At 68.2% G+C, this 18,718-nt stretch carries 21 protein-coding genes and 2 pseudogenes; 10 read left to right on the top strand and 13 right to left on the bottom strand.

Annotated elements, in window-relative coordinates; translation table 11 throughout:
• Positions 1-79 precede the first annotated feature (79 nt).
• From V4U86_RS27350 to V4U86_RS27320, 7 genes are all read left to right on the top strand, one after another.
• Positions 80-901, top strand: coding sequence for a helix-turn-helix transcriptional regulator (locus V4U86_RS27350; RefSeq protein WP_395308967.1), 822 nt, complete (start codon positions 80-82; stop codon positions 899-901).
• Positions 902-993: 92 nt separating this feature from the next.
• Positions 994-2,595, top strand: a complete 1,602-nt coding sequence (locus tag V4U86_RS27345) for an FMN-binding glutamate synthase family protein (protein WP_395308966.1) — start codon at positions 994-996, stop codon at positions 2,593-2,595.
• A gap of 64 nt (positions 2,596-2,659) precedes the next feature.
• Entirely contained in the window at positions 2,660-3,892 is a 1,233-nt protein-coding gene (locus tag V4U86_RS27340) for an MFS transporter (protein WP_395308965.1), read from the top strand.
• A complete protein-coding gene (locus V4U86_RS27335; protein ID WP_395308964.1) occupies positions 3,855-4,190 on the top strand; it encodes an ArsR/SmtB family transcription factor in 336 nt (111 codons plus the stop codon). The genes V4U86_RS27340 and V4U86_RS27335 overlap by 38 nt, the downstream gene beginning before the upstream one ends.
• Before the next feature lie 86 nt (positions 4,191-4,276).
• A complete protein-coding gene (locus V4U86_RS27330; protein WP_395312234.1) occupies positions 4,277-5,197 on the top strand; it encodes an acyl dehydratase in 921 nt (306 codons plus the stop codon).
• Positions 5,198-5,216: 19 nt separating this feature from the next.
• Positions 5,217-6,335 carry a CoA transferase gene (locus V4U86_RS27325; RefSeq protein WP_395308963.1) on the top strand — a complete coding sequence of 373 codons (1,119 nt, stop codon included), beginning with the start codon at positions 5,217-5,219 and terminating at the stop codon, positions 6,333-6,335.
• A complete protein-coding gene (locus V4U86_RS27320; protein WP_395308962.1) occupies positions 6,329-7,636 on the top strand; it encodes an amidohydrolase family protein in 1,308 nt (435 codons plus the stop codon). The genes V4U86_RS27325 and V4U86_RS27320 overlap by 7 nt, the downstream gene beginning before the upstream one ends.
• On the opposite strand, the gene V4U86_RS27315 is transcribed toward V4U86_RS27320, so the two are convergent.
• A complete protein-coding gene (locus V4U86_RS27315; RefSeq protein WP_395308961.1) occupies positions 7,633-7,770 on the bottom strand; it encodes a hypothetical protein in 138 nt (45 codons plus the stop codon). The genes V4U86_RS27320 and V4U86_RS27315 overlap by 4 nt on opposite strands.
• Positions 7,771-7,859: 89 nt before the next feature.
• Here V4U86_RS27315 and V4U86_RS27310 point away from each other — a divergent pair.
• A pseudogene (locus V4U86_RS27310) lies at positions 7,860-8,558 on the top strand (aminotransferase class I/II-fold pyridoxal phosphate-dependent enzyme); the annotation flags it as partial.
• A 136-nt stretch (positions 8,559-8,694) separates the two neighbouring features.
• Here V4U86_RS27310 and V4U86_RS27305 read toward each other — a convergent pair.
• The 7 genes from V4U86_RS27305 to V4U86_RS27275 all read right to left on the bottom strand — a co-directional run bounded on the left by V4U86_RS27305 (position 8,695) and on the right by V4U86_RS27275 (position 13,269).
• Positions 8,695-9,240, bottom strand: a complete 546-nt coding sequence (locus V4U86_RS27305) for a hypothetical protein (protein ID WP_395308960.1) — start codon at positions 9,238-9,240, stop codon at positions 8,695-8,697.
• A gap of 56 nt (positions 9,241-9,296) precedes the next feature.
• The gene (locus tag V4U86_RS27300) at positions 9,297-9,932 is read right to left on the bottom strand and encodes a class I SAM-dependent methyltransferase (protein ID WP_395308959.1); all 636 of its coding nucleotides are present in this window, start codon (positions 9,930-9,932) and stop codon (positions 9,297-9,299) included.
• Between the two features lie 20 nt (positions 9,933-9,952).
• The gene (locus V4U86_RS27295; protein ID WP_395308958.1) at positions 9,953-10,564 is read right to left on the bottom strand and encodes a methyltransferase family protein; all 612 of its coding nucleotides are present in this window, start codon (positions 10,562-10,564) and stop codon (positions 9,953-9,955) included.
• An 83-nt stretch (positions 10,565-10,647) separates the two neighbouring features.
• Positions 10,648-11,310: a DsbA family protein gene (locus V4U86_RS27290; protein ID WP_395308957.1), complete on the bottom strand. Its 663-nt coding sequence runs from the start codon at positions 11,308-11,310 to the stop codon at positions 10,648-10,650.
• Positions 11,311-11,955 carry a class I SAM-dependent methyltransferase gene (locus V4U86_RS27285; RefSeq protein WP_395308956.1) on the bottom strand — a complete coding sequence of 215 codons (645 nt, stop codon included), beginning with the start codon at positions 11,953-11,955 and terminating at the stop codon, positions 11,311-11,313. It abuts the gene before it with no gap.
• Entirely contained in the window at positions 11,952-12,656 is a 705-nt protein-coding gene (locus V4U86_RS27280) for an adenylate/guanylate cyclase domain-containing protein (RefSeq protein WP_395308955.1), read from the bottom strand. The genes V4U86_RS27285 and V4U86_RS27280 overlap by 4 nt, the downstream gene beginning before the upstream one ends.
• Positions 12,631-13,269 carry a methyltransferase family protein gene (locus V4U86_RS27275; protein ID WP_395308954.1) on the bottom strand — a complete coding sequence of 213 codons (639 nt, stop codon included), beginning with the start codon at positions 13,267-13,269 and terminating at the stop codon, positions 12,631-12,633. Before V4U86_RS27275 ends, V4U86_RS27280 begins: the two co-directional genes overlap by 26 nt.
• A 104-nt stretch (positions 13,270-13,373) precedes the next feature.
• On the opposite strand from V4U86_RS27275, the gene V4U86_RS27270 reads away from it, so the two are divergent.
• Both V4U86_RS27270 and V4U86_RS27265 read left to right on the top strand, forming a co-directional pair.
• Positions 13,374-13,745, top strand: a complete 372-nt coding sequence (locus V4U86_RS27270) for an ArsR/SmtB family transcription factor (protein ID WP_425590838.1) — start codon at positions 13,374-13,376, stop codon at positions 13,743-13,745.
• Positions 13,742-15,718: a heavy metal translocating P-type ATPase gene (locus V4U86_RS27265; protein ID WP_395308952.1), complete on the top strand. Its 1,977-nt coding sequence runs from the start codon at positions 13,742-13,744 to the stop codon at positions 15,716-15,718. Before V4U86_RS27270 ends, V4U86_RS27265 begins: the two co-directional genes overlap by 4 nt.
• 71 nt (positions 15,719-15,789) lie before the next feature.
• On the opposite strand, the gene V4U86_RS27260 is transcribed toward V4U86_RS27265, so the two are convergent.
• The 5 genes and pseudogenes from V4U86_RS27260 to V4U86_RS27240 form a co-directional block, all read right to left on the bottom strand.
• Positions 15,790-16,053, bottom strand: coding sequence for an alkylmercury lyase (locus V4U86_RS27260; RefSeq protein WP_395308951.1), 264 nt, complete (start codon positions 16,051-16,053; stop codon positions 15,790-15,792).
• A 4-nt stretch (positions 16,054-16,057) separates the two neighbouring features.
• A complete protein-coding gene (locus tag V4U86_RS27255; RefSeq protein ID WP_395308950.1) occupies positions 16,058-16,525 on the bottom strand; it encodes a low molecular weight phosphatase family protein in 468 nt (155 codons plus the stop codon).
• Between the two features lie 30 nt (positions 16,526-16,555).
• A complete protein-coding gene (locus V4U86_RS27250; RefSeq protein ID WP_395308949.1) occupies positions 16,556-17,224 on the bottom strand; it encodes an arsenate reductase ArsC in 669 nt (222 codons plus the stop codon).
• A gap of 40 nt (positions 17,225-17,264) precedes the next feature.
• Positions 17,265-18,341, bottom strand: a pseudogene (gene arsB, locus V4U86_RS27245) (ACR3 family arsenite efflux transporter); the annotation flags it as partial.
• Positions 18,338-18,712 (bottom strand): ArsR/SmtB family transcription factor, encoded by a 375-nt coding sequence (locus tag V4U86_RS27240; protein WP_395308948.1) that lies wholly within the window; start codon positions 18,710-18,712, stop codon positions 18,338-18,340. The pseudogene arsB and the gene V4U86_RS27240, both read right to left, overlap by 4 nt.
• Positions 18,713-18,718 lie beyond the last annotated feature (6 nt).

The raw sequence follows: 18,718 nt of genomic DNA, 5'->3' as shown, positions 1-18,718 counted from the left end.
AGCGTGCGGGCCGTCCGGACCGGCTGCCAGGGTGCGCTACACCCAGGCAGCCGGCCACCGCTGCACCTACTGTGGGCCTATGGCCGGGGAGCTGGGGGAGTATCTGCGCAGCAGGCGTGCCCTGGTCAGCCCCGGGGATGCCGGTCTGACCAGCATCGGGCAGCGCCGGGTGCCCGGGCTGCGGCGGGAGGAAGTGGCGCAGCTGGCAGGGGTCAGCGTGGATTACTACATCCGGCTGGAACAGGGCCGGGAGCGCTCCCCGTCGGCGCAGGTGTGCGATGCGCTCGCGGCCGCCCTCGGTCTCGATGACGAGGGTCGTGAGCACCTGTTCCGGATGGCGGGGCTGGCGTCGCGCCCCCGCCGGGCCGCGGTCGCCGACCGGGTGGATCCCGCACTGCTGCAGCTCTTGGCCGCCTGGCCGGACAACCCGGCGCTGGTCTACAACCGGGCCTACGACGTGCTGGCCGCCAACCCCATCGCCGAGGCGATGTTCGGTGACTTCGGCGCCCGCGGAAACCTGTTGGCGCTGGTGTTCACCGAGCCGCGGGCCCGGCAGTTCTATGTCGGCTGGCCGGCCGTCGCGGCCAACGCGGTGGCCGGCTTGCGCCGCAACCACGGCGAAGCGCCCCGTGATCCGCGGGTCACCGCGATCCTCACCGAACTGCTGAACACCAGCGAGGAGTTCGCCGAGCTGTGGGCGCGCCACGATGTCCGAGGAAAGGCTCTGGCGGTCAAGAGCTTCCGGCACCCTGATGTCGGCGATCTGACGCTGAGCATGCAGACCTTCGCGGTGCGGTCCGCGCCCGGCCAGGAGCTCGTGGTGTACCAGGCGCAGCCGGGATCACCGAGCGCGGATGCGGTGCGGCTGCTGGGCAGCCTGGCCGCCACCGCCCAGCGCTGATCCGCGAAAACCATTGGTATGCCTAGCCTCACAGTGGATATGGCACGGAGAATCCCCGATTCCGGCGTGCCCATTGTGGCAGGCTGGGTTGCATGAAGAAGCGGATGCTCGCCGCACTGGCTCCCGCAGCTGCTGTCGCCGGGGTCGCGGTATCGGACCTGCTGCAGAAGGAACACGCCCTGCGCCGCAACTTCCCGGTCATCGCGCGCATGCGGTACCTGCTGGAGTCGATCGGTCCGGAGTTGCGCCAGTACATCATCACGAGCAATGACGCCGAGCGGCCGTTCAGCCGTGATCAGCGGCGCTGGGTGTACACCTCGGCGAAGAAGGAGAACAACTACTTCGCGTTCGGCACGGACAACGACACGGAGAACGCGACGTACCCGATCATCAAGCAGGCGACGTTCTCCGACGTCGTGCCGGCCTCACCGATCCACCTCCGTGACATCGAGGTTCCGGGCGCGAAGGTGCTCGGCGGCCCCCGCGGGCGCCGCCACGCGTTCCGGCCGGCCTCGGTGGTCAACGTCTCGGCGATGTCGTTCGGTTCGCTGAGCCCCCAGGCTGTGGAGGCGATGAACAAAGGGGCCAAGATCGCCGGCTTCTGGCACAACACCGGCGAGGGCGGCCTGTCCGATCATCACCGTCAGGGCGGTGATCTGGTGTTCCAGATCGGCACCGGCTACTTCGGCTGCCGCGATGAGCACGGCAACTTCGATCTCGACCGGCTGGTCGACGTCGTCGGCTCCGCGCCGGTCCGGGCCATCGAGATCAAGCTGAGCCAGGGCGCGAAACCCGGCCTGGGCGGGCATCTTCCGGGCGCCAAGGTGAATGCGGAGATCGCCCGGATCCGGGGCGTCGAGCAGGGTAAGGACGTCGCGAGCCCGTCGCGGCACACCGCCTTCCGCAATGTCGACGAGATGCTCGACGTCGTGGAGCGTATCGCCGATGCGACCGGGCTGCCGGTCGGGATCAAATCGGCGGTGGGGGAGATGGGGTTCTGGGAGACGCTGGCGACCGGGATGGCCGACGGGCAGCGGGGGGTGGACTTCGTGACGATCGATGGCGGTGAGGGCGGCACGGGCGCGGCGCCGTTGGTGTTCGCCGACCACGTGTCCTTCCCGTTCCGGACCGGGTTCGCCAGGGTGTACGGGTTGTTCGCGCAGCAGGGCCTGTGTGACCGGATCACCTGGATCGGGTCGGGCAAGCTCGGGTTGCCCGCCAACGCGATCGTGGCTTTCGCGCTGGGCGTCGACCTCATCAACGTCGCCCGGGAACCGATGCTGGCCATCGGCTGCATCCAGGCGCAGAAGTGCCACACCGACCGTTGCCCGACCGGGGTGGCCACCCAGAATCCCTGGCTGGCGCGTGGCCTGGATCCGGAGCAGAAGTCCCATCGGCTGGCCAATTACGTCCTCACCTTGCGGCGCGATCTGTTGAAGGTGTCGGAGGCGGCCGGTGTGCGTCACCCGGCGATGCTGGGACCGGACCACGTGGAGATCCTCGACGGGGACCGTGGGCACCAACCACTGGGCGACGTGTACGGCTATCGGGCCGGCTGGGGCATCCCCGGTCCGGACATCGTCGCCGAGATCGACGAGTACATGCGTCGCTACGACGACCTGCCCGGCACTCACGAGGTCGTCGAACACCAACCGCTGGAGAACACGGCGGAACCGAACGAGGCGACGGAGTAGTCGGCGCCCGTACCGGTAACCCTGTGATAGGTGCGCACTTGCGCACATATGACACACTTAGCGGGTGGCTGTATTCCTCCGGTTGTTCGCCGCGCAGGTCGTGGCGCTGGTCGGCACGGGTCTGCTGACGGTTGCGCTCGGCCTGCTCGCCTATGACCTGGCCGGGGACTCCGCCGGCGCCGTGCTGGGGACCGTGCTGGCGATCAAGATGCTGGCCTACGTCTTCGTCGCCCCGCTGATGAGCGCTGCCACGGATCGCCTGCCGCGCAAGACCGTTCTGATCGGGGCCGACCTGACGCGCGCCGGGGTGGCGGTCCTGCTGCCGTTCGTCGGTGAGATCTGGCAGGTGCTGGTGCTGGTGTTCGTCCTGCAGGCGGCGTCGGCAACCTTCACCCCGGCCTTCCAGTCGGTGATCCCGGCCGTGTTGCGCGATGAACAGGCCTACACCCGCGGGCTGGCGCTGTCCCGGCTTGCCTACGACCTCGAAGCGATGGTCAGCCCGGTGCTGGCGGCCGCGCTGCTGACGGTCGTGTCCTACAACAGCCTGTTCGTCGGGACCGTCGCCGGATTCGTGGCCTCGGCGCTGTTGGTTCGCGGGGCACAGATACCCGGCATCGGCGCGGATCGCTCGCCCTGGCGCCGACGGTTGTGGTCGGGAATGCGGGTGATGTTGACCGACAACGACTTACGAGCCCTGCTCGCGATGAACCTGGCGGTCGCCGCGGCCACCGCGCTGGTGATGGTGAACACCGTCGTCTACGTCCGGGGCATGCTGGGCGGTGGCGACGCCGCGGTCGCGGTGGCGCTGTCCTGCTACGGCGCCGGGTCGATGGCGGCGGCCCTGATGGTGCCGGGTCTGCTCGGGCGCCTCGCCGACCGTGTCGTCATGCTGGCCGGGACGTGCGCCGCGGCCGCCGGTCTCCTCGTCGTCACCGCCGTCTTCCCGCTGAGCTGGACCACGTTGGTGGGGACCTGGGTCCTGCTGGGCGCAGCCACCTCGATGGTCAACACCCCGGCCGGGCGGCTGCTGCGTCGCGCCAGTACCGACACCAACCGGACCGCGGTGTTCACCGCCCAGTTCTCGCTCTCGCACGCCGGGTTCCTGCTGACCTATCCGATCGCCGGTTGGGTCGGCGCGACCGTCAACCAGGGCCTTGCCGCAGCGATTCTCGCTATCCTCTCCTCATCCGCGGCGATCGCTGCGGCATGGATCATGGTGCGGGGGACCGGTGGCAAGGCAAGACAACCAACCCCCACCGGTGCCGAGCCTCGTCCACGACAGCTCACCCGACCGTGACCGGCTCGATGCCGCCAGCGAAACCTTCCGGATGCTGGCCGACCCGATCCGGCTGCACCTGCTCTGGCTCCTGACCCAGGGCGAGGCCGACGTCAGCACGCTCGCCGAAGCGACCGGCGGCTCCCGAACCTCGGTCAGCCAGCACCTCGCGAAACTGCGGTTCGCACGGCTGGTGGACACCCGCAAGGACGGACGCCGTGTCGTCTACCGGCTGCGTGACGGCCATCTGGGCCGACTGGTGCAGGAGGGGCTCAACCACGCCGATCACCGGGTGACCGGCGAGCCGCCGCACGCCTGAAACTAAAGTCGGGCGATGTGACCAGACCCGGCGGCCCGTTCTTCGACGACCTGCAGGTGGGCGACGTGTTCGACACCGCTCCCGCGATGACCCTGACCTCCGGCGCCGCCGCGGTGCACCAGGGCATCATCGGCGACCGGCTGCGGCTGTCGCTGGACACCGGCCTGTCGCGGGCCGTCACCGGCACCGACGGTCCACTCGCGCACCCCGCCCTGGTGTGCGATGTGGCGATCGGCCAGTCCACTCTGGTCACCCAGCGGGTCAAGGCCAATCTGTTCTATCGGGGACTGAGCTTTCACCGCTTCCCGGTCATCGGGGACACCCTGTCCACCCGTACCGAGGTGGTCGGACTGCGACAGAACTCGGCCAAACCCGGCCGGGCCGGCACCGGGCTGGCGGCCCTGCGGATGACCACCGTCGATCAGGCCGGCCGGGCGGTGCTGGACTTCTACCGGTGCGCGATGCTGCCGCTGTCCGGTGAGCAGGTGCAGACCGGGCACGCCGACGATCTGGCCGCGATCGGCGCCGACCAGCAGACCCCCGCGGACCCCACCGCCGGCTGGGACGCGGCGGCGTACACCGGTGCGCGATTCGACCCGGCGCTGGTCGGGACCGTGCTGCCCAGCACCGCCGACGTGGTGTCCGGTGCCCCCGAGTTGGCCCGGCTGTCGCTGAACATCGCCGCCACCCACCACGACCGGCGGGTGGGCGGGCAACGGCTGGTCTACGGCGGGCACACCATCGGCTTGGCACTGGCGCAGGCCAGCCGGCTGCTGCCGAATCTGGCCACGGTGCTGGGCTGGGAATCCTGCGATCACACCGGGCCGGTGTACGAGGGCGACACGCTGTACAGCGAACTGCACATCGAGGCCGCCGACCCTACCGCCGCCGGTACCCGGCTACGCATGCGGTCGCTGGTGTACGCCGCGCAGCGACCGGGGGATCAGGCCCACGCGGATCCGGACCGCCCGGTGCTGGATTGGCGCTTCACCGCACTGCATTTCTGATCCCGGGCAAGATGGCCCTGTGAGCAGCTCGGCGAGCGCGGTCGGTGTCCCCGACGCGGTGAGCGTGCGCGCCCAGGCGGTGGCCGATGGGTTCACCGCGCGCACTGGGGTGCCGGTGGACGCGCCCACCCTGCTCACCGGGCGGTCTGCGCTGCTGGGCCTGCGCCCCCGCGGCCGCATCTCCGCCGGCGGAGCGACCCGGTTGATGCGGGCCGCCGACACCTGGTGCGCGGTCACCCTCTCGCGGCCCGACGACATCGCCGCGGTGCCGGCGCTGATCGAGGCCGACGCGATCACCGACGACCCGTGGCCGCACCTGCAGCGCTGGGTCGGTACGCGCCCGGCTGCCGCGGTGGTGGAAAGAGCCGGCCTGCTGGGCATCCCGGCCGCAACCCTGGCCGAGGCTGCCGCCGGCCCGCCGGTGAGCCGGGCGCTGGGACCGCGCGCGCAGCGCACCGACCGGTTGCTGGTGGCCGATATGTCCTCCATGTGGGCCGGTCCGCTGTGCGGGCAACTGCTGTGCCGGGCGGGCGCTACGGTGATCAAGGTGGAGAGCAGTCGGCGCCCGGACGGCACCCGCGCCGGGTCGCCGGCCTTCTACGACTGGATGAATCGCGGAAAACTGTCGTATACCGTGGAATTCGATGATCACCAGGCGATGCTGCGATTGCTGTCGGCGGCCGACGTGGTGATCGAGGGTTCCCGACCGGCCGCGTTGACCCGCCGCGGTCTCGGCCCCTCCGATGTTCCGCCGCGCGCGGGCCGGGTCTGGGTGCGCATCACCGGCCACGGAGCGCACGGTGACGCGGGGACCCGGGTGGCCTTCGGCGATGATGCCGCGGTGGCCGGCGGCCTGGTCGAATATCACTGCGACGGACCGGTTTTCGTCGGCGACGCGATCGCCGACCCGCTGACCGGGTTGCACGCCGCGGCGGCGGTGTCCGATGCGCTGGCACGCGGCGGTGGCGAGCTCATCGAGCTGTCGATGGCGTCCACCGCCGCCGGCTACGCGGGGTTTGTCGGTGGCGCGGTACGGGAACCCACCGTGCCGGAACAGGGCCCGCCGGCATCGCCACTGGGCGCCGACGCCCACACGGTAGAGGCATTGCTCGACGAAAGGCACACGGTTTCATGTTGATCCGACGAGCGACGCTGCTCGACGGCCGGTCGGTGGATATCCGGACCGGCGCCCAGATCACCGAGGTGGCTCCGGGGCTGGTACCGCTGCCCGAGGAGCCGGTGCTGGATGCTGCGGGCGGCACCGTCATCCCGGGTCTGCACGACCACCATGTGCACGTGCATTCCGCCGCGGCGGCCGCGGACTCGCTGCGGGTCGGTGTCGCGGAGGTCAGCGACCGGGAAGATCTCGCGCGGGCGCTGGCCGCGGCCGAGGTGGGCGCCGACGGCTGGATCCGCGCGGTGGGCTATCACGAGGCGGTGGCCGGGCCGCTGGACCGGCACCGGCTGGACACGCTGGCCCCGCCGGTGCCGGTGCGGATCCAGCATCGCAGCGGGATCCTGTGGACCCTGAACTCGGCGGGCCTGGCCGCGGTCGGGCTGGCCGACCACCCGGACGGCCGGCTGCGCAGTGCCGACCGGACCTGGTCGGATGCGCTGCAGCGCCGTGATACCGCGCTGGACGAGCTCAGCAACCGGCTGTCCGCGCACGGTGTCACCGGATTGACCGATGCCACACCGGATCTCGATATCGCCGACATGGTGAAGCTGGAAGAGGCGCACCGGCACGGCGGTCTGCAGCAGCGCCTGCACCACCTGGCGCCCGGCAAGCGCATCCTGCACGACGAGCACCTCGATCTCGACGAACTCATCGACTGGACGGTTCGGCGCCACCGCGACAACGCCCCGGTGGCGGTGCACTGCGTGACCGCGGCTCAGCTAGTGATCACCATCGCCGCACTGCGCGCCGCGGGCACCCACCCCGCCGATCGGATCGAGCACGCGGCAGTGGTGCCCGAGGACTGCATCGCCGAAATCGCGGCCCTCGGCGTCACGGTCGTCACCCAGCCGAACTTCGTCGCCGAGCGGGGCGACCAGTACCTGACCGACGTCCCGGCCGACGAACACCCCCAGTTGTGGCGATTGGCAACGCTGCTCGACGCCGGCATACCGGTGGCGCTATCGACGGACATGCCGTTCGGCGAAGGCGATCCGTGGGCAGCGATGCGCGCGGCGGTCCATCGCCGCACCCCCAGCGGAGCCGTACTGGGGGCGGACGAGCGGGTGGATGCGCGCACCGCACTCGAGCTGTTCCTGGGCACGCCGGACGCGCCCACGGTGCCGCGCACCGTGGCCGAAGGTCAGCCCGGTGACCTGTGCGTGCTCGACGTGACGCCGGAAGAGTTGCTGCGCGACCTGGACGGCAGAGCCGTCGTGGCCACCGTCATCGACGGACAGTTGGTGTACAGCCGGAGCGCTTAATCCGGAGGTTCGCTCCCGGGCTCCGGCTTGTGCACGTCCGGTGTCTTCTCGTCGATATCTTCATCGGCGACCTTGCGATGGGAGTCATCGCCCGAATCGTCGTCGTCGACATACACGCCCTTACCGCGGGGCATCGGCTCCCCTTTCTGAAGTTGTGACCGACTATCGCGGCGTCTACCCGCGGGGCGGTTCTGCGAAACAGAACGCGGGTACCCGCGAGTGCATGGATCAGCACGCCACACCCTTGCTCGACGCGCTCACCGACTACCACGAATCCGATCGGTACGGGTTTTCTCCGCCTGGTCACCGGCAGGGCCGGGGCGCCGACGAGCGGACGGTACGGGTGCTCGGCCGCGAGTGCTTCCGCAGCGATGTCCTGGCCTCGGGAGGATTGGACGACCGGCGGACCCGCAACCACTATCTGCAGCACGCCGAGGAGCTGATGGCCGACGCCGTCGGTGCGGACTCGGTGTGGTTCTCCACCTGCGGCAGTTCGTTGTCGGTCAAGGCGGCCATGATGGCAGTCGCAGGTGGCCGGGACAGCCTGATCGTCGGGCGGGACAGCCACAAGTCGATCGTTGCCGGTCTGATCTTCGCCGGGGTGCAGCCCCGGTGGGTCACTCCGCGCTGGGACACCGAGCGCCACCTGTCGCATCCGCCGTCCCCGCAGCAGATCAGCGACGCCTGGGATCGCCACCCCGACGCGGCCGGGGCCTTGATCGTCAGCCCCAGCCCGTACGGGACCTGCGCGGATCTGGAGGGCATCGCCGAGGTCTGCCATGCCCGCGGTAAACCGCTGATCGTCGACGAGGCCTGGGGCGCGCATCTGCCGTTCCACGAGGATCTGCCCACCTGGGCGATGGATGCCGGGGCGGACATCTGCGTGGTCAGCGTGCACAAGATGGGCGCCGGATTCGAGCAGTTATCTGGGGTCGGATTCTGATGTTTACTGTTGTTTCCGCTGAGCAGAGCTGACCTGGCTTGGCCTGATCGGTAACAGGTTGAGCTGGCGGTGTTTCCGATTAGGGGTTGATTGGCGTCTGCATGGTCGATGCGGTTTAGGAGGCCATCATTCCGCCGCCGCCCATCATGGGGCCCATCATGGCGGGCATGCCGTCGGTGACGAAGCCGGTGACTTCGCGCGCGTGGGCGCGGATGGCGTTGGTGAGGTTGGGATCGGAGGAGGTCTCCGTGGCAACAACACCGTTGGGGGTCAATGTGATTCGGCGCTGGTAGTCGGGTGCTCGGCGGAACAGGGTGGGCAGGCTTTGGCTCATGCAGGTCACTTCGGCGCGTTGGTCGAGGTGTTGATACATCGAGGACACGTGGGCGTGCAGTTGCGCGACGAGGTCGGCGGCGTCGGATTCAGTGGTGGTGCGGACGCCTCCGGGGATGTTTTCGACGGTGCGCCGCAGTTCGACGTGACGGGCGAACATAGTCATGTATCGGCTCATATCGGTATCCGAGACGCCCATCATGCCGGGTCCGTTGGCTTTCCCGGTGGGCATGCGAATGCTGTTGGTGCGAAACAGGTATCCCAGTGCGGCGATAGCCCCGGCCCCGCCGAGGAGGGCGAGTGCGGTGCGTCTGGTGAGTTCGGTCATGGGTGGCTGCTTTTCGTGATGGTGTCCTGCTCGGACCTCTCTTGGCTGCCGGGCAGTCAGGTGGTGGCGGTTTTGTGGGCGACGACGCGTTCGACGAGGCCGAGTGTGAACCGCTCACGATGATCGATGGCGAGGTCGGTCGCGGCCCGCAGGTGCTCTAGGGGGCGGCGTAGGAAGTGTTCGCCGCCAAGGGGAACGGTGAACAGTTCCAGGAAGCGCTGCACGGCCCGCACTGGGGCCGTGCTGCTGCGGATGTGGTCGACGAGGATGAGTTTTCCGCCGGCGCGCAGGACTCGGGTCATTTCGGCGAGGGCTTGGGTGTAGTCGGGGATGGCGCAGAGCCCGAAGGTGCAGACCACGCTGTCGAAGCTGGCGTCGTCGAACGGCAGGTGGTGTGCGTCGGCTTGTTGCAGGGTGGCGGGGTGGCCGAGATCGGCGGCGCGTGCGCGGGCGAGGTCGAGCATCTGCTGGCTCCAATCGATCCCGGTCAGCGTGACGTCCTTGGAGTAGAAGGCAAGGTTGAGTCCTGTGCCGATCGCGACCTCCAGCACGTCGCCGGTAGCTTGGCTGCAGACCCATTGGCGGGAATCTCCGAACAGGTGACGATCGAAGAACCCGATCTCACGGTCATAGGTGGCCGATTTCTTGTCCCAGTATCGGTTCCAGCGGGCGGTGCGATCATCGGGGGCCATGGTTCACCTCGCGTCGGCTGTCAGACGGTCAGGCTGCGTCCGATGTGGGGAACAAACCGGCCGACAGCCCCACAGTAGTCCCGGTAGGCCCGGCCGTGAACAGCATTGAGGTAGGGCTCCTCGACCACGCGGACCTGCAGTTCGATCGTCACCAGCAGCACAAGGAACGCGGCCAGGGCGAGCGGGTTGGGGGTCATCAGGGTGATGCCGGCGGCGAAGATCAGCATGGCGGTGAAGATGGGGTTGCGCACCAGCGCGAACACGCCGCGGCGGACCAATGTGGTGGTCTCACTGGGGTCGACGCCGATGCGCCAGGACTCGCCCATGTCTCGTTGGGCATAGAGGGTCGCCGCGATCCCCGCCACCGCCAGCACGGTTCCGATCGCCTGAATCCACGGCACCTGCAGCAGCGCGATGGGGGTGAGGATGCCGAGCAGTTGCAGCAGCGGCGCGGCCGCTCCGGCGAGGATGGCGGCGACGAATCCGGCGCCGGCCAACCATTCCAGCGAGCCGGGCCGGCCGTGGATGCCGCGGAATCCGGTCGAGCCAGTGTGGCGATACTGGGTCCAGCTGCGCCAGCCGAACCCCAAGATCGCAAAGACCAGGTAGAGGATGAGTGCGGTGACGGGCATCGGGGTGAACCTCCTGGCCGGGACTGAAAGTGGGTGCCAATGTCGAGATGGGCGGTAGAGCCGTTTGACGTGGCCGGCCGCGCCTAGTTCTCGGCGAGCGCTTGATCAAAGGCTCGGGCGAGGTCTTCGTAGCTGTGTGGCTGGATGCGGGTGTCGTTGAGGAAGAACGTCGGGGTGCCCTGCACACCCAAGGCGCGGCCGTCGGCCATGTCGAGTTGGACGCGTTCGAGGGTGGCGGGATCGGCGTAAGCGGCGTCGAACGCGGCCATGTCCAGGCCGAGTTCTGTTGCGAATCCGCGGAATACGTCATCGGCTGGGGTTTGTTTTTCACCCCACTGGGCTTGGGTGTCATACATTTTGCGATACATCCCCTCCAATTGACCTTGCTGGGCGGCAGCTTCCACCGCCCGGGCAGCCCGCTCGGCGTTGACGTGGGCTTGCAGTGGGAAGTAGCGGATCACGAAATTCACCCGGTCTCCGTATTCGGCCCGCGCCTTTTCGATCTCCGGGTAAACCGCGCGGCAACCCTCGCATTCGAAGTCGAGAAACTCCACGAACGTCACCGTGCTGTCAGGCACCGAATTCAGCCGGTGACTGTTCTCCCGCACTACCTGCCCGATCTCGCTGGTATCGGACTGCGCTGGAGTGGTCGAGTCGCGGTCGCGCACCGATAGGTAGACCAGGACACCGATCGCCATGGCGGCGATGACGAAGGCGGTGAGCAGGATGCGGCTGGTGCGCGCCATTCAGGAACCTCTTTCGTGGGCGTGGACGATTTGGAACGGGGCGGCCCAGCTACGGGCGGGCAGATGGGTGGTGACGGTGAGGCCGTGCGCGGTGAACGCGTCGCCCAGCCCGGTGCCCAGGACGTCGCGGGCGTGGGGTCGTTCAGTGAGCCGCATGTAGATGTCGAAGATGGTGCGGGCGGTGGGTGGTGGGTCGAGGTCGATGGCGATGACCTGGCCGCCGGGACGTAGGACGCGGATGGTTTCGTCGATGGCGCGGTGGCGGATGTCGGTGGGCAGTTCGTGCCAGCCGAACACGCTCATCACCACGTCGAAGGTGTCGTCGTCGAACGGCAATGTCGCGACGTCACCTTCATGCAGCGCCACGTTACCGATCCCGGCGCGGTGTAGTCGAAAACGGCCGACGGCCAACATCTCCGGGGAGATGTCGAGCGAATCCACCCGTGTGCTCGGCGATTTATGGGCGAGCAGTCGGGCGGCGTAGCCGGTGCCGCCACACAGTTCGAGCACCCTGTGCGGATTCTGGTCGGCAACCAGCTGGGCCAGCCGGTCATGCGGCCGGCCGGGGATGAACCGGTTACCGGCTTCGAACAGCGGTCCGGCCAGGGCGAACTTGAGCCGGTTGCGCCTGGATGAGCCGGTCATGACCCGGGCTCCCCGCTCGCGGCCAGAGCCGATGGCGGTGTGTAACGGGTTGGGGAAGTAGTGAATAGGTGAGCGCAGTCGGTCGAGCAGAACCACCAGTCCCGGTCCTGATAGCGGCTCCGGGCCCGGGCGCTGGCCGGGTTGATCCGCATCCCACAGACCGGATCACGGGGGTAGCGGGCCGCCGCCAGCGCGACTCTGTGCAGTGGGATCGGGGTGGTGATGTTGCGAAGCACTGGTGCGCCCATGGGCGTGGTGGGCAGACCTTGCCGGGCGGCGGCGGCCACGACCGGGTCGGTGAGCACGGCGTGGCCGGCGCGCGCGAGCGCGGTGATACGGGCGGCGATGTTGACGGTATGGCCGAACACGTCCCCACCGCGGGCGATGACGGGGCCGTGATGGACCCCGGCGCGCAGCGCCAGAAACCCGTCCTCGCTGGCGATCCGCTCTGCCAGCTCGCTGAGGGTGGCCAGCATCTGGGTTGGGGTGTCGGCGGTCAGCATGACCGCATCTCCGATCGTCTTCACCAGCGTCACGCCCGGCTGTAGGGCAGCGTGGGCGAGGTCGGCCAGCCGTGCCGCGAGCAGGGCGGCCTCGTGGTCGCCGCAGATTTCGGTGAGCACGCTGTAGCCGGCCAGGTCGACAAACGCGACCGTCGCCTCGACGGTATCGAAGTCAGTTGTGGTGTTGGGCAGCATCATTGGTCTCATCTCGGGTGCGGCCCAGCCCAGGGCAGAAGCGCCCCACTCGGGCGGTGTAGTCGCGGTAGGCGTGGCCGTGGACGCGGCGCAGGTAGGGCTCCTCCACTCTGCGCACCTGCACCTGAATGCCGGCGATCGCGATCAGCAGGCCGGAGATCGCCACCGGGTTGGGCACCATCAGCACCAGGCCGGTCAGGGTGAGCAGCAGCGTGGTGAAGATCGGGTTGCGCACGATCGCGAACGGGCCGGTGGTGACCAGCTCGGTGCGTTCGGTCTCATCGACCCCGATCCGCCACGAGGCCCCCAGCCCCAGCTGGGCCTGCAGGGTCAGCCCGATGCCCACCACCGCGACCGTGATCCCAGCAGCATGAACCAGCAGATGGTCGGCGAAACGCAATGGGGCGAGCCCGGCCAGGGCCGCCGCCGGGGCGCCGACGCCGACTAGCAGATAGCCCACATCCGCGATGGCCAGGGCCCACCATTCCAGGCTCCCGTCGGGGCGCCAGCGGCGCCGGTTGCCGCTGTCACCGGTGCGGGCGAGTTGCAGGCGGCGCCGCCACGCCCCGATCACCAGCATCAACACCGCGAATAGGCCGAGTGCCGCGTAGGTCATCACCGCACGCCCCCTTTCGACGGGATTAGCAACTCATCGATTGTTGTCGATGTCGCCCGAGTTGACCGATCAATAGTGTTGGACGCTATCATCGTCTTGTGGCGATGAAAAGTGGTTCGGTCGATCCCGTGGTGTGCGGGAATGTGGATGCGGCGACGGCGTTGTTTCACAGCCTGTCGGATGCGACGCGGTTGGCGATCCTGCGCCGGTTGGCTGGTGGTGAGGCCCGGGTAGTGGATCTGACCGGCGAGTTGGGGTTGGCGCAGTCGACGGTGTCGGCGCATTTGGCCTGCCTGCGGGATTGCGGGCTGGTGGATTTCCGGCCGCAGGGCCGCGCCTCGGTGTATCGGCTGGCCCGCCCGGAGCTGTTGGAGATGTTGCGGGCTGCCGAGGCGGTGCTGGAGGCCACCGGCAACGCGGTGGCGTTGTGCCCCAACTACGGCCACCCCGATGAGCGGAAGAAGGTTGCGCGATGAGTGAGGCGTGCGGCTGCGGCAGCGACGAGCGCGGCGACGACGAGCACGAGCCCGAACGGCTCTGGGAGGTCACCGAGTTGCGCGCGGCTGCGGTGGCGGGGGTGGTGCTCTTGGCCGGGTATGTGGTCGGCTGGGCCGGCGGGCCCCGGCCGGTCGAAATCGGCCTGTATGCACTGGCGTTGGCGATCGGGGCCTACACGTTTGTGCCCTCGACGTTGCGCCGGCTGGCCCAAGGCAAGATCGGGGTCGGCACGCTGATGACGATCGCCGCGGTCGGCGCGGTGATCCTCGGCGAGGTCGGCGAGGCCGCCATGCTGGCGTTCCTGTTCTCCATCAGCGAGGGCCTCGAAGAATACTCCCTGGCCCGGACGCGTCGCGGTCTGCGGGCGTTGTTGTCGCTGGTGCCCGATGAGGCCACCGTGCTCCGCGACGGGAGTGAAATCACCATCGCCCCAGCGGAGTTGCGGGTGGGTGACCGGATGCTGGTCAAGCCCGGTGAACGCGTCGCGACCGACGGCACCATCACCTCGGGGCGCACCGCGCTGGATGTTTCGGCGATCACCGGTGAATCCGTGCCGGTAGAGGCCGGGCCTGGTGATGAGGTGTTCGCCGGGTCGATCAACGGCACCGGGGTGCTCGAGGTCGAGGTTACGTCGACTGCTGCGGATAACTCGCTGGCCCGCATTGTGGCGATCGTGGAGGCCGAGCAGTCCCGCAAGGGCGAAGCCCAGCGCCTGGCCGACCGTATCGCCAAACCCCTGGTCCCGGGGATCATGATCGCCGCGGTCCTCATCGCGGCCATCGGCAGCGTGTTGGGTGATCCGTTGGTGTGGATCGAACGGGCCCTGGTGGTGTTGGTGGCGGCCTCCCCGTGTGCGCTGGCGATTTCGGTGCCGGTCACGGTGGTCGCCGCGATCGGCGCCGCCTCCAAGCTCGGCGTCCTGGTCAAGGGCGGGGCCGCGCTGGAAGCCCTGGGCGCGGTCCGCACGATCGCCCTGGATAAGACCGGCACCTTGACCGCCAACAACCCCTCCGTGATCGACGTCGCTACCACCAACGGCAACAGCCGCGACCACGTGTTAGATGTTGCGGCGGCGTTGGAGGCCCGCAGCGAACACCCGCTGGCGGCAGCGATTCTCGCCGCCGCTGGGAACCCAGTGCGCCCGGCTGAGGACGTGGAGGCGGTCACCGGGGCCGGGCTGACCGGCCACCGCGACGGCCGCGGATTCCGGTTGGGGCGGCCGGGCTGGCTGGATCCCGGACCGTTGGCCGACCAGGTCGCGGCGATGCAGGCCGCCGGTGCCACCGCGGTGCTGGTCGAAGACAACGGTCAGGTCATTGGGGCGGTCGCGGTGCGTGACGAACTTCGGCCGGAAGCCGCCCAGGTCGTCGAGGCGTTACGCCGTGGGGGTTATCAGGTGGCGATGCTGACCGGTGACAACCAAGCGACCGCGACCGCCCTGGCCAAGCAGGTCGGGATCGATACGGTGCATGCTGATCTGCGGCCCGAAGACAAGGCCGCGCTGATTGGTCAACTGCGCCAACACTCCTCGACGGCCATGGTCGGTGACGGGGTCAACGACGCCCCCGCCCTGGCGACGGCCGATCTCGGTATCGCGATGGGCGCGATGGGCACTGACGTGGCCATCGAAACTGCCGACGTTGCCCTGATGGGGGAAGACCTGCGCCACCTCACCCAAGCCTTCGCCCACGCGCGGCGCGCCCGGCGCATCATGCTGCAAAACGTCGGCCTCTCACTGGGATTGATCACGGCACTCATTCCGCTCGCCCTCACCGGGGTGCTGGGGTTGGCCGCCGTGGTGGCCGTGCACGAACTCGCCGAAATCGTCGTCATCGCCAACGGGGTCCGCGCCGGACGCACCAAACCCCTCGGTGGCGCCATCATCGAAACCGGAACCGACTCCGGCCGGCTGGCCCACACCGGCAACCAGAAATCCACGGCAGCCAGTTGAACTCGGGCGCAACAGGATTACGTCACAGGCAGGAGGCGTCGGCCGAGCAACAGGGTAAGAACTCGGGTCGATCAGGTCAACGGTGTCGCACTTATAAGCGCCGCGAGCACGCGATCCCTGGTCGGAAGGTCCAGTCGGCACGCATCAGCTGCCAGCTCGGTGTCCGGCTTCATGACATCCACACCATCAACGAGCACGGTCGGCGATGGATATCCACCGACCCTTTCCACCACCACATCATCAGCGATACCCACCTCAGACAGACACTCGGCGAGCAAGCGCCGAGCCGCCGCCGCAGTCGGACACTCCGGGCTCGTGAGCAGTTCCACACGCATACAGCTAGCTTCGCTCAATACCCCGCGCGTTGGATCGGGATGACTGGTCGGTGGGTGTTGCGATCGCGGTGGAAAGGTCGGCGGCCAGAACCTGGACACGCGACGTGATGTCGTCGCGGATGATTCGCATGCGGTCGATGCCGTCGATGCCGCGCAGGGACGGTTCGTGGGTGTCCCACCGCTGGATGGTGGTGCCGGGGTGGTCCTGGAGGTGGGCTTGGGTGCCGACGATGACGACCAGGTCGGCCTCGTCGAGCATCTGCGCGGTGAGTTGGGTGGGCTGATGGTCGCTGATGTCGACGCCGACTTCTGCCAGGGCTTGCACGGAGAGGTCGTTGACGGCGGTCTTGGCGTGGGTGCCGGCGGAGCTGACGTGGACATTCGGGCCGGCCAGTTGGCGCATCAGCCCGGCGGCCATCACCGATTTTCCGGCATTGCTCACGCAGACGAACAACACTGATGTGTCGGCCATATTCGGGTGTGTTCCCTTGAGGTTTCGCGGCTACCGGGTGATGGGCACGTTCAGGTCGGCCAACAAACGGCGGACGCGTTCTTCGATGTCGTCGCGGATCGGTCGGACGGCGTCGAGGCCCTGGCCGGCCGGGTCAGGCAGTTCCCAGTTCTCGTAGCGTTTTCCGGGGAAGATCGGACAGGCGTCGCCGCAGCCCATGGTGATGACGACGTCGGCGGCAGCCACGATTTCGTCGGTCCAGGGTTTGGGGTATTCGCCGGTGATGTCGATGCCGACTTCGTGCATGGCTTCGATGGCGGCGGGGTTGATCTCGTTGCCGGGTTCAGAGCCCCCGGACCAGGCGATCGCGTTGTCGCCGGCCAGGTGGGTGAAGAAGCCGAGGGCCATTTGGGAGCGGCCGGCGTTGTGGGTGCAGAGGAACAGCACGGTGGGTTTGCCGTCGCTGATCTTGCCTTCCACCCTCGCCAGGGCGTGGAGGCGTTGACGGGCGAAGCGTTCGGCCAACAGGGGCAGGAAGTTGGGAACGGTGGCGCGGCCGGCGAATTGGTCGTAGGAGGAGTGCAGGAACCGTTCGATGGTTTCGGTGCCGAACGTGCCGTCGAACTCGCCGTGCAGCCGGGTCGCCGCGGTTTTCAGGGCGAGCTGTTGGTCGATGGACAGGTCGTGGCGCAAGGGGTGGGTGACGGGGCTGTCAGTCATGGGAGTGTTCCGTTCTCGTCGTCGAGCCGTCGGTGGGTAGGTGTTGGGAGGTGTGGTGGTGAAACCGCTTGCGTAGCGCCAGGGAGACATAGACCAGCCCGACCAGGACCGGGACTTCGATCAATGGGCCGACGACGCCGGCCAGGGCTTGGCCGGAGGTGGCGCCGTAGGTGGCGATCGCCACGGCGATGGCGAGTTCGAAGTTGTTGCCTGCTGCGGTGAACGCCAGGGTGGTGGTGCGTTCGTAGCCGAGATCCAGCAGTGTGCCGAGGAGGTAGCCTCCGCCCCACATGATGGCGAAGTAGGCCAGCAACGGCAGTGCGATCCGGGCCACGTCGAACGGGTTGCCGGTGATCTGTTCTCCTTGCAGCGCAAAGAGAATCACGATGGTGAACAGCAGACCGTAGAGTGCCCACGGCCCGATCCGGGGCAGGAATTTCGACTCATACCAGTCGCGGCCTTTGGTCTTCTCGCCGAGGCGGCGCGACAGGTATCCGGCCAGCAGTGGGATGCCGAGGAAGATGAGTACGGATTTGGCGATCTGCCAGGGCGAGGTGTCGATGGTGGTTTGTTCGAGGCCGAGCCAGCCGGGCAACACGGAGAGGTAGAACCAGCCCAGCACGGCGAACATGATCACCTGGAAGATCGAGTTCAGCGCCACCAGTACCGCGGCGGCCTCACGGTCCCCGCAGGCCAGGTCGTTCCAGATGATCACCATGGCGATGCAGCGCGCCAGGCCGACGATGATCAGCCCGGTGCGGTATTCGGGCAGGTCGGGCAGCAGCAGCCAGGCCAGGGCGAACATCAGTGCCGGGCCGAGTACCCAGTTCAGGACCAGTGAGGAGAGGAGGAGTTTGCGGTCGCCGGTGACGGTGTCGAGGCGGTCGTAGCGGACCTTGGCCAGCACCGGGTACATCATGATCAACAAACCGAGGGCGATAGGCAGTGAAATGCCGTCGATCTGAACGCTTTCCAGCGCGGTGTTCAGGCCTGGGATCCAGCGGCCCAGCAGCAACCCGGCGACCATGGCCGCGCCGATCCACAAGGGCAGGAACCGGTCGAGGGTGGAAAGCTTGCCGACAACCGCCGGGGCCGCGGGGGTGGTGGTGTCGGTCATGCCGATACCCCGGCGGCTGCGTCAGCGCCGAACAGGACGGTGAGGCTGGCCAGCGCGTCGGGCACCACGGCGTAATACACCCACGAGGCCCGCCGCTGCGAGGTCAGTAGCCCGGCGTCGCGCAGCACCTTGAGGTGGTGGCTGATGGTCGGCTGGGACACCTCGATGTCGGCGGAGATGTCGCAGACGCAGGCCTCACCGCCCGCGTGGCTGGCGATCGCCGAAAACAACTGCAACCGCACCGGATCGGCCAGGGCTTTGAGCTTGACCGCCATGTCCGCGGCGGCGACCGCCGACAGTGGTTCGTGTAGCAGTGCCCCGGGCGGGCAACACGCATCCTGGTCGGTCAACATCTCCGATGGCTTCGACATACGTCG

It is taken from the genome of Mycobacterium sp. AMU20-3851 (assembly GCF_043974665.1).
Lineage (GTDB): Bacteria > Actinomycetota > Actinomycetes > Mycobacteriales > Mycobacteriaceae > Mycobacterium.
Note: the sequence above shows the minus strand (reverse complement) of the source record. Positions and strands in the feature narration are given on the sequence as shown.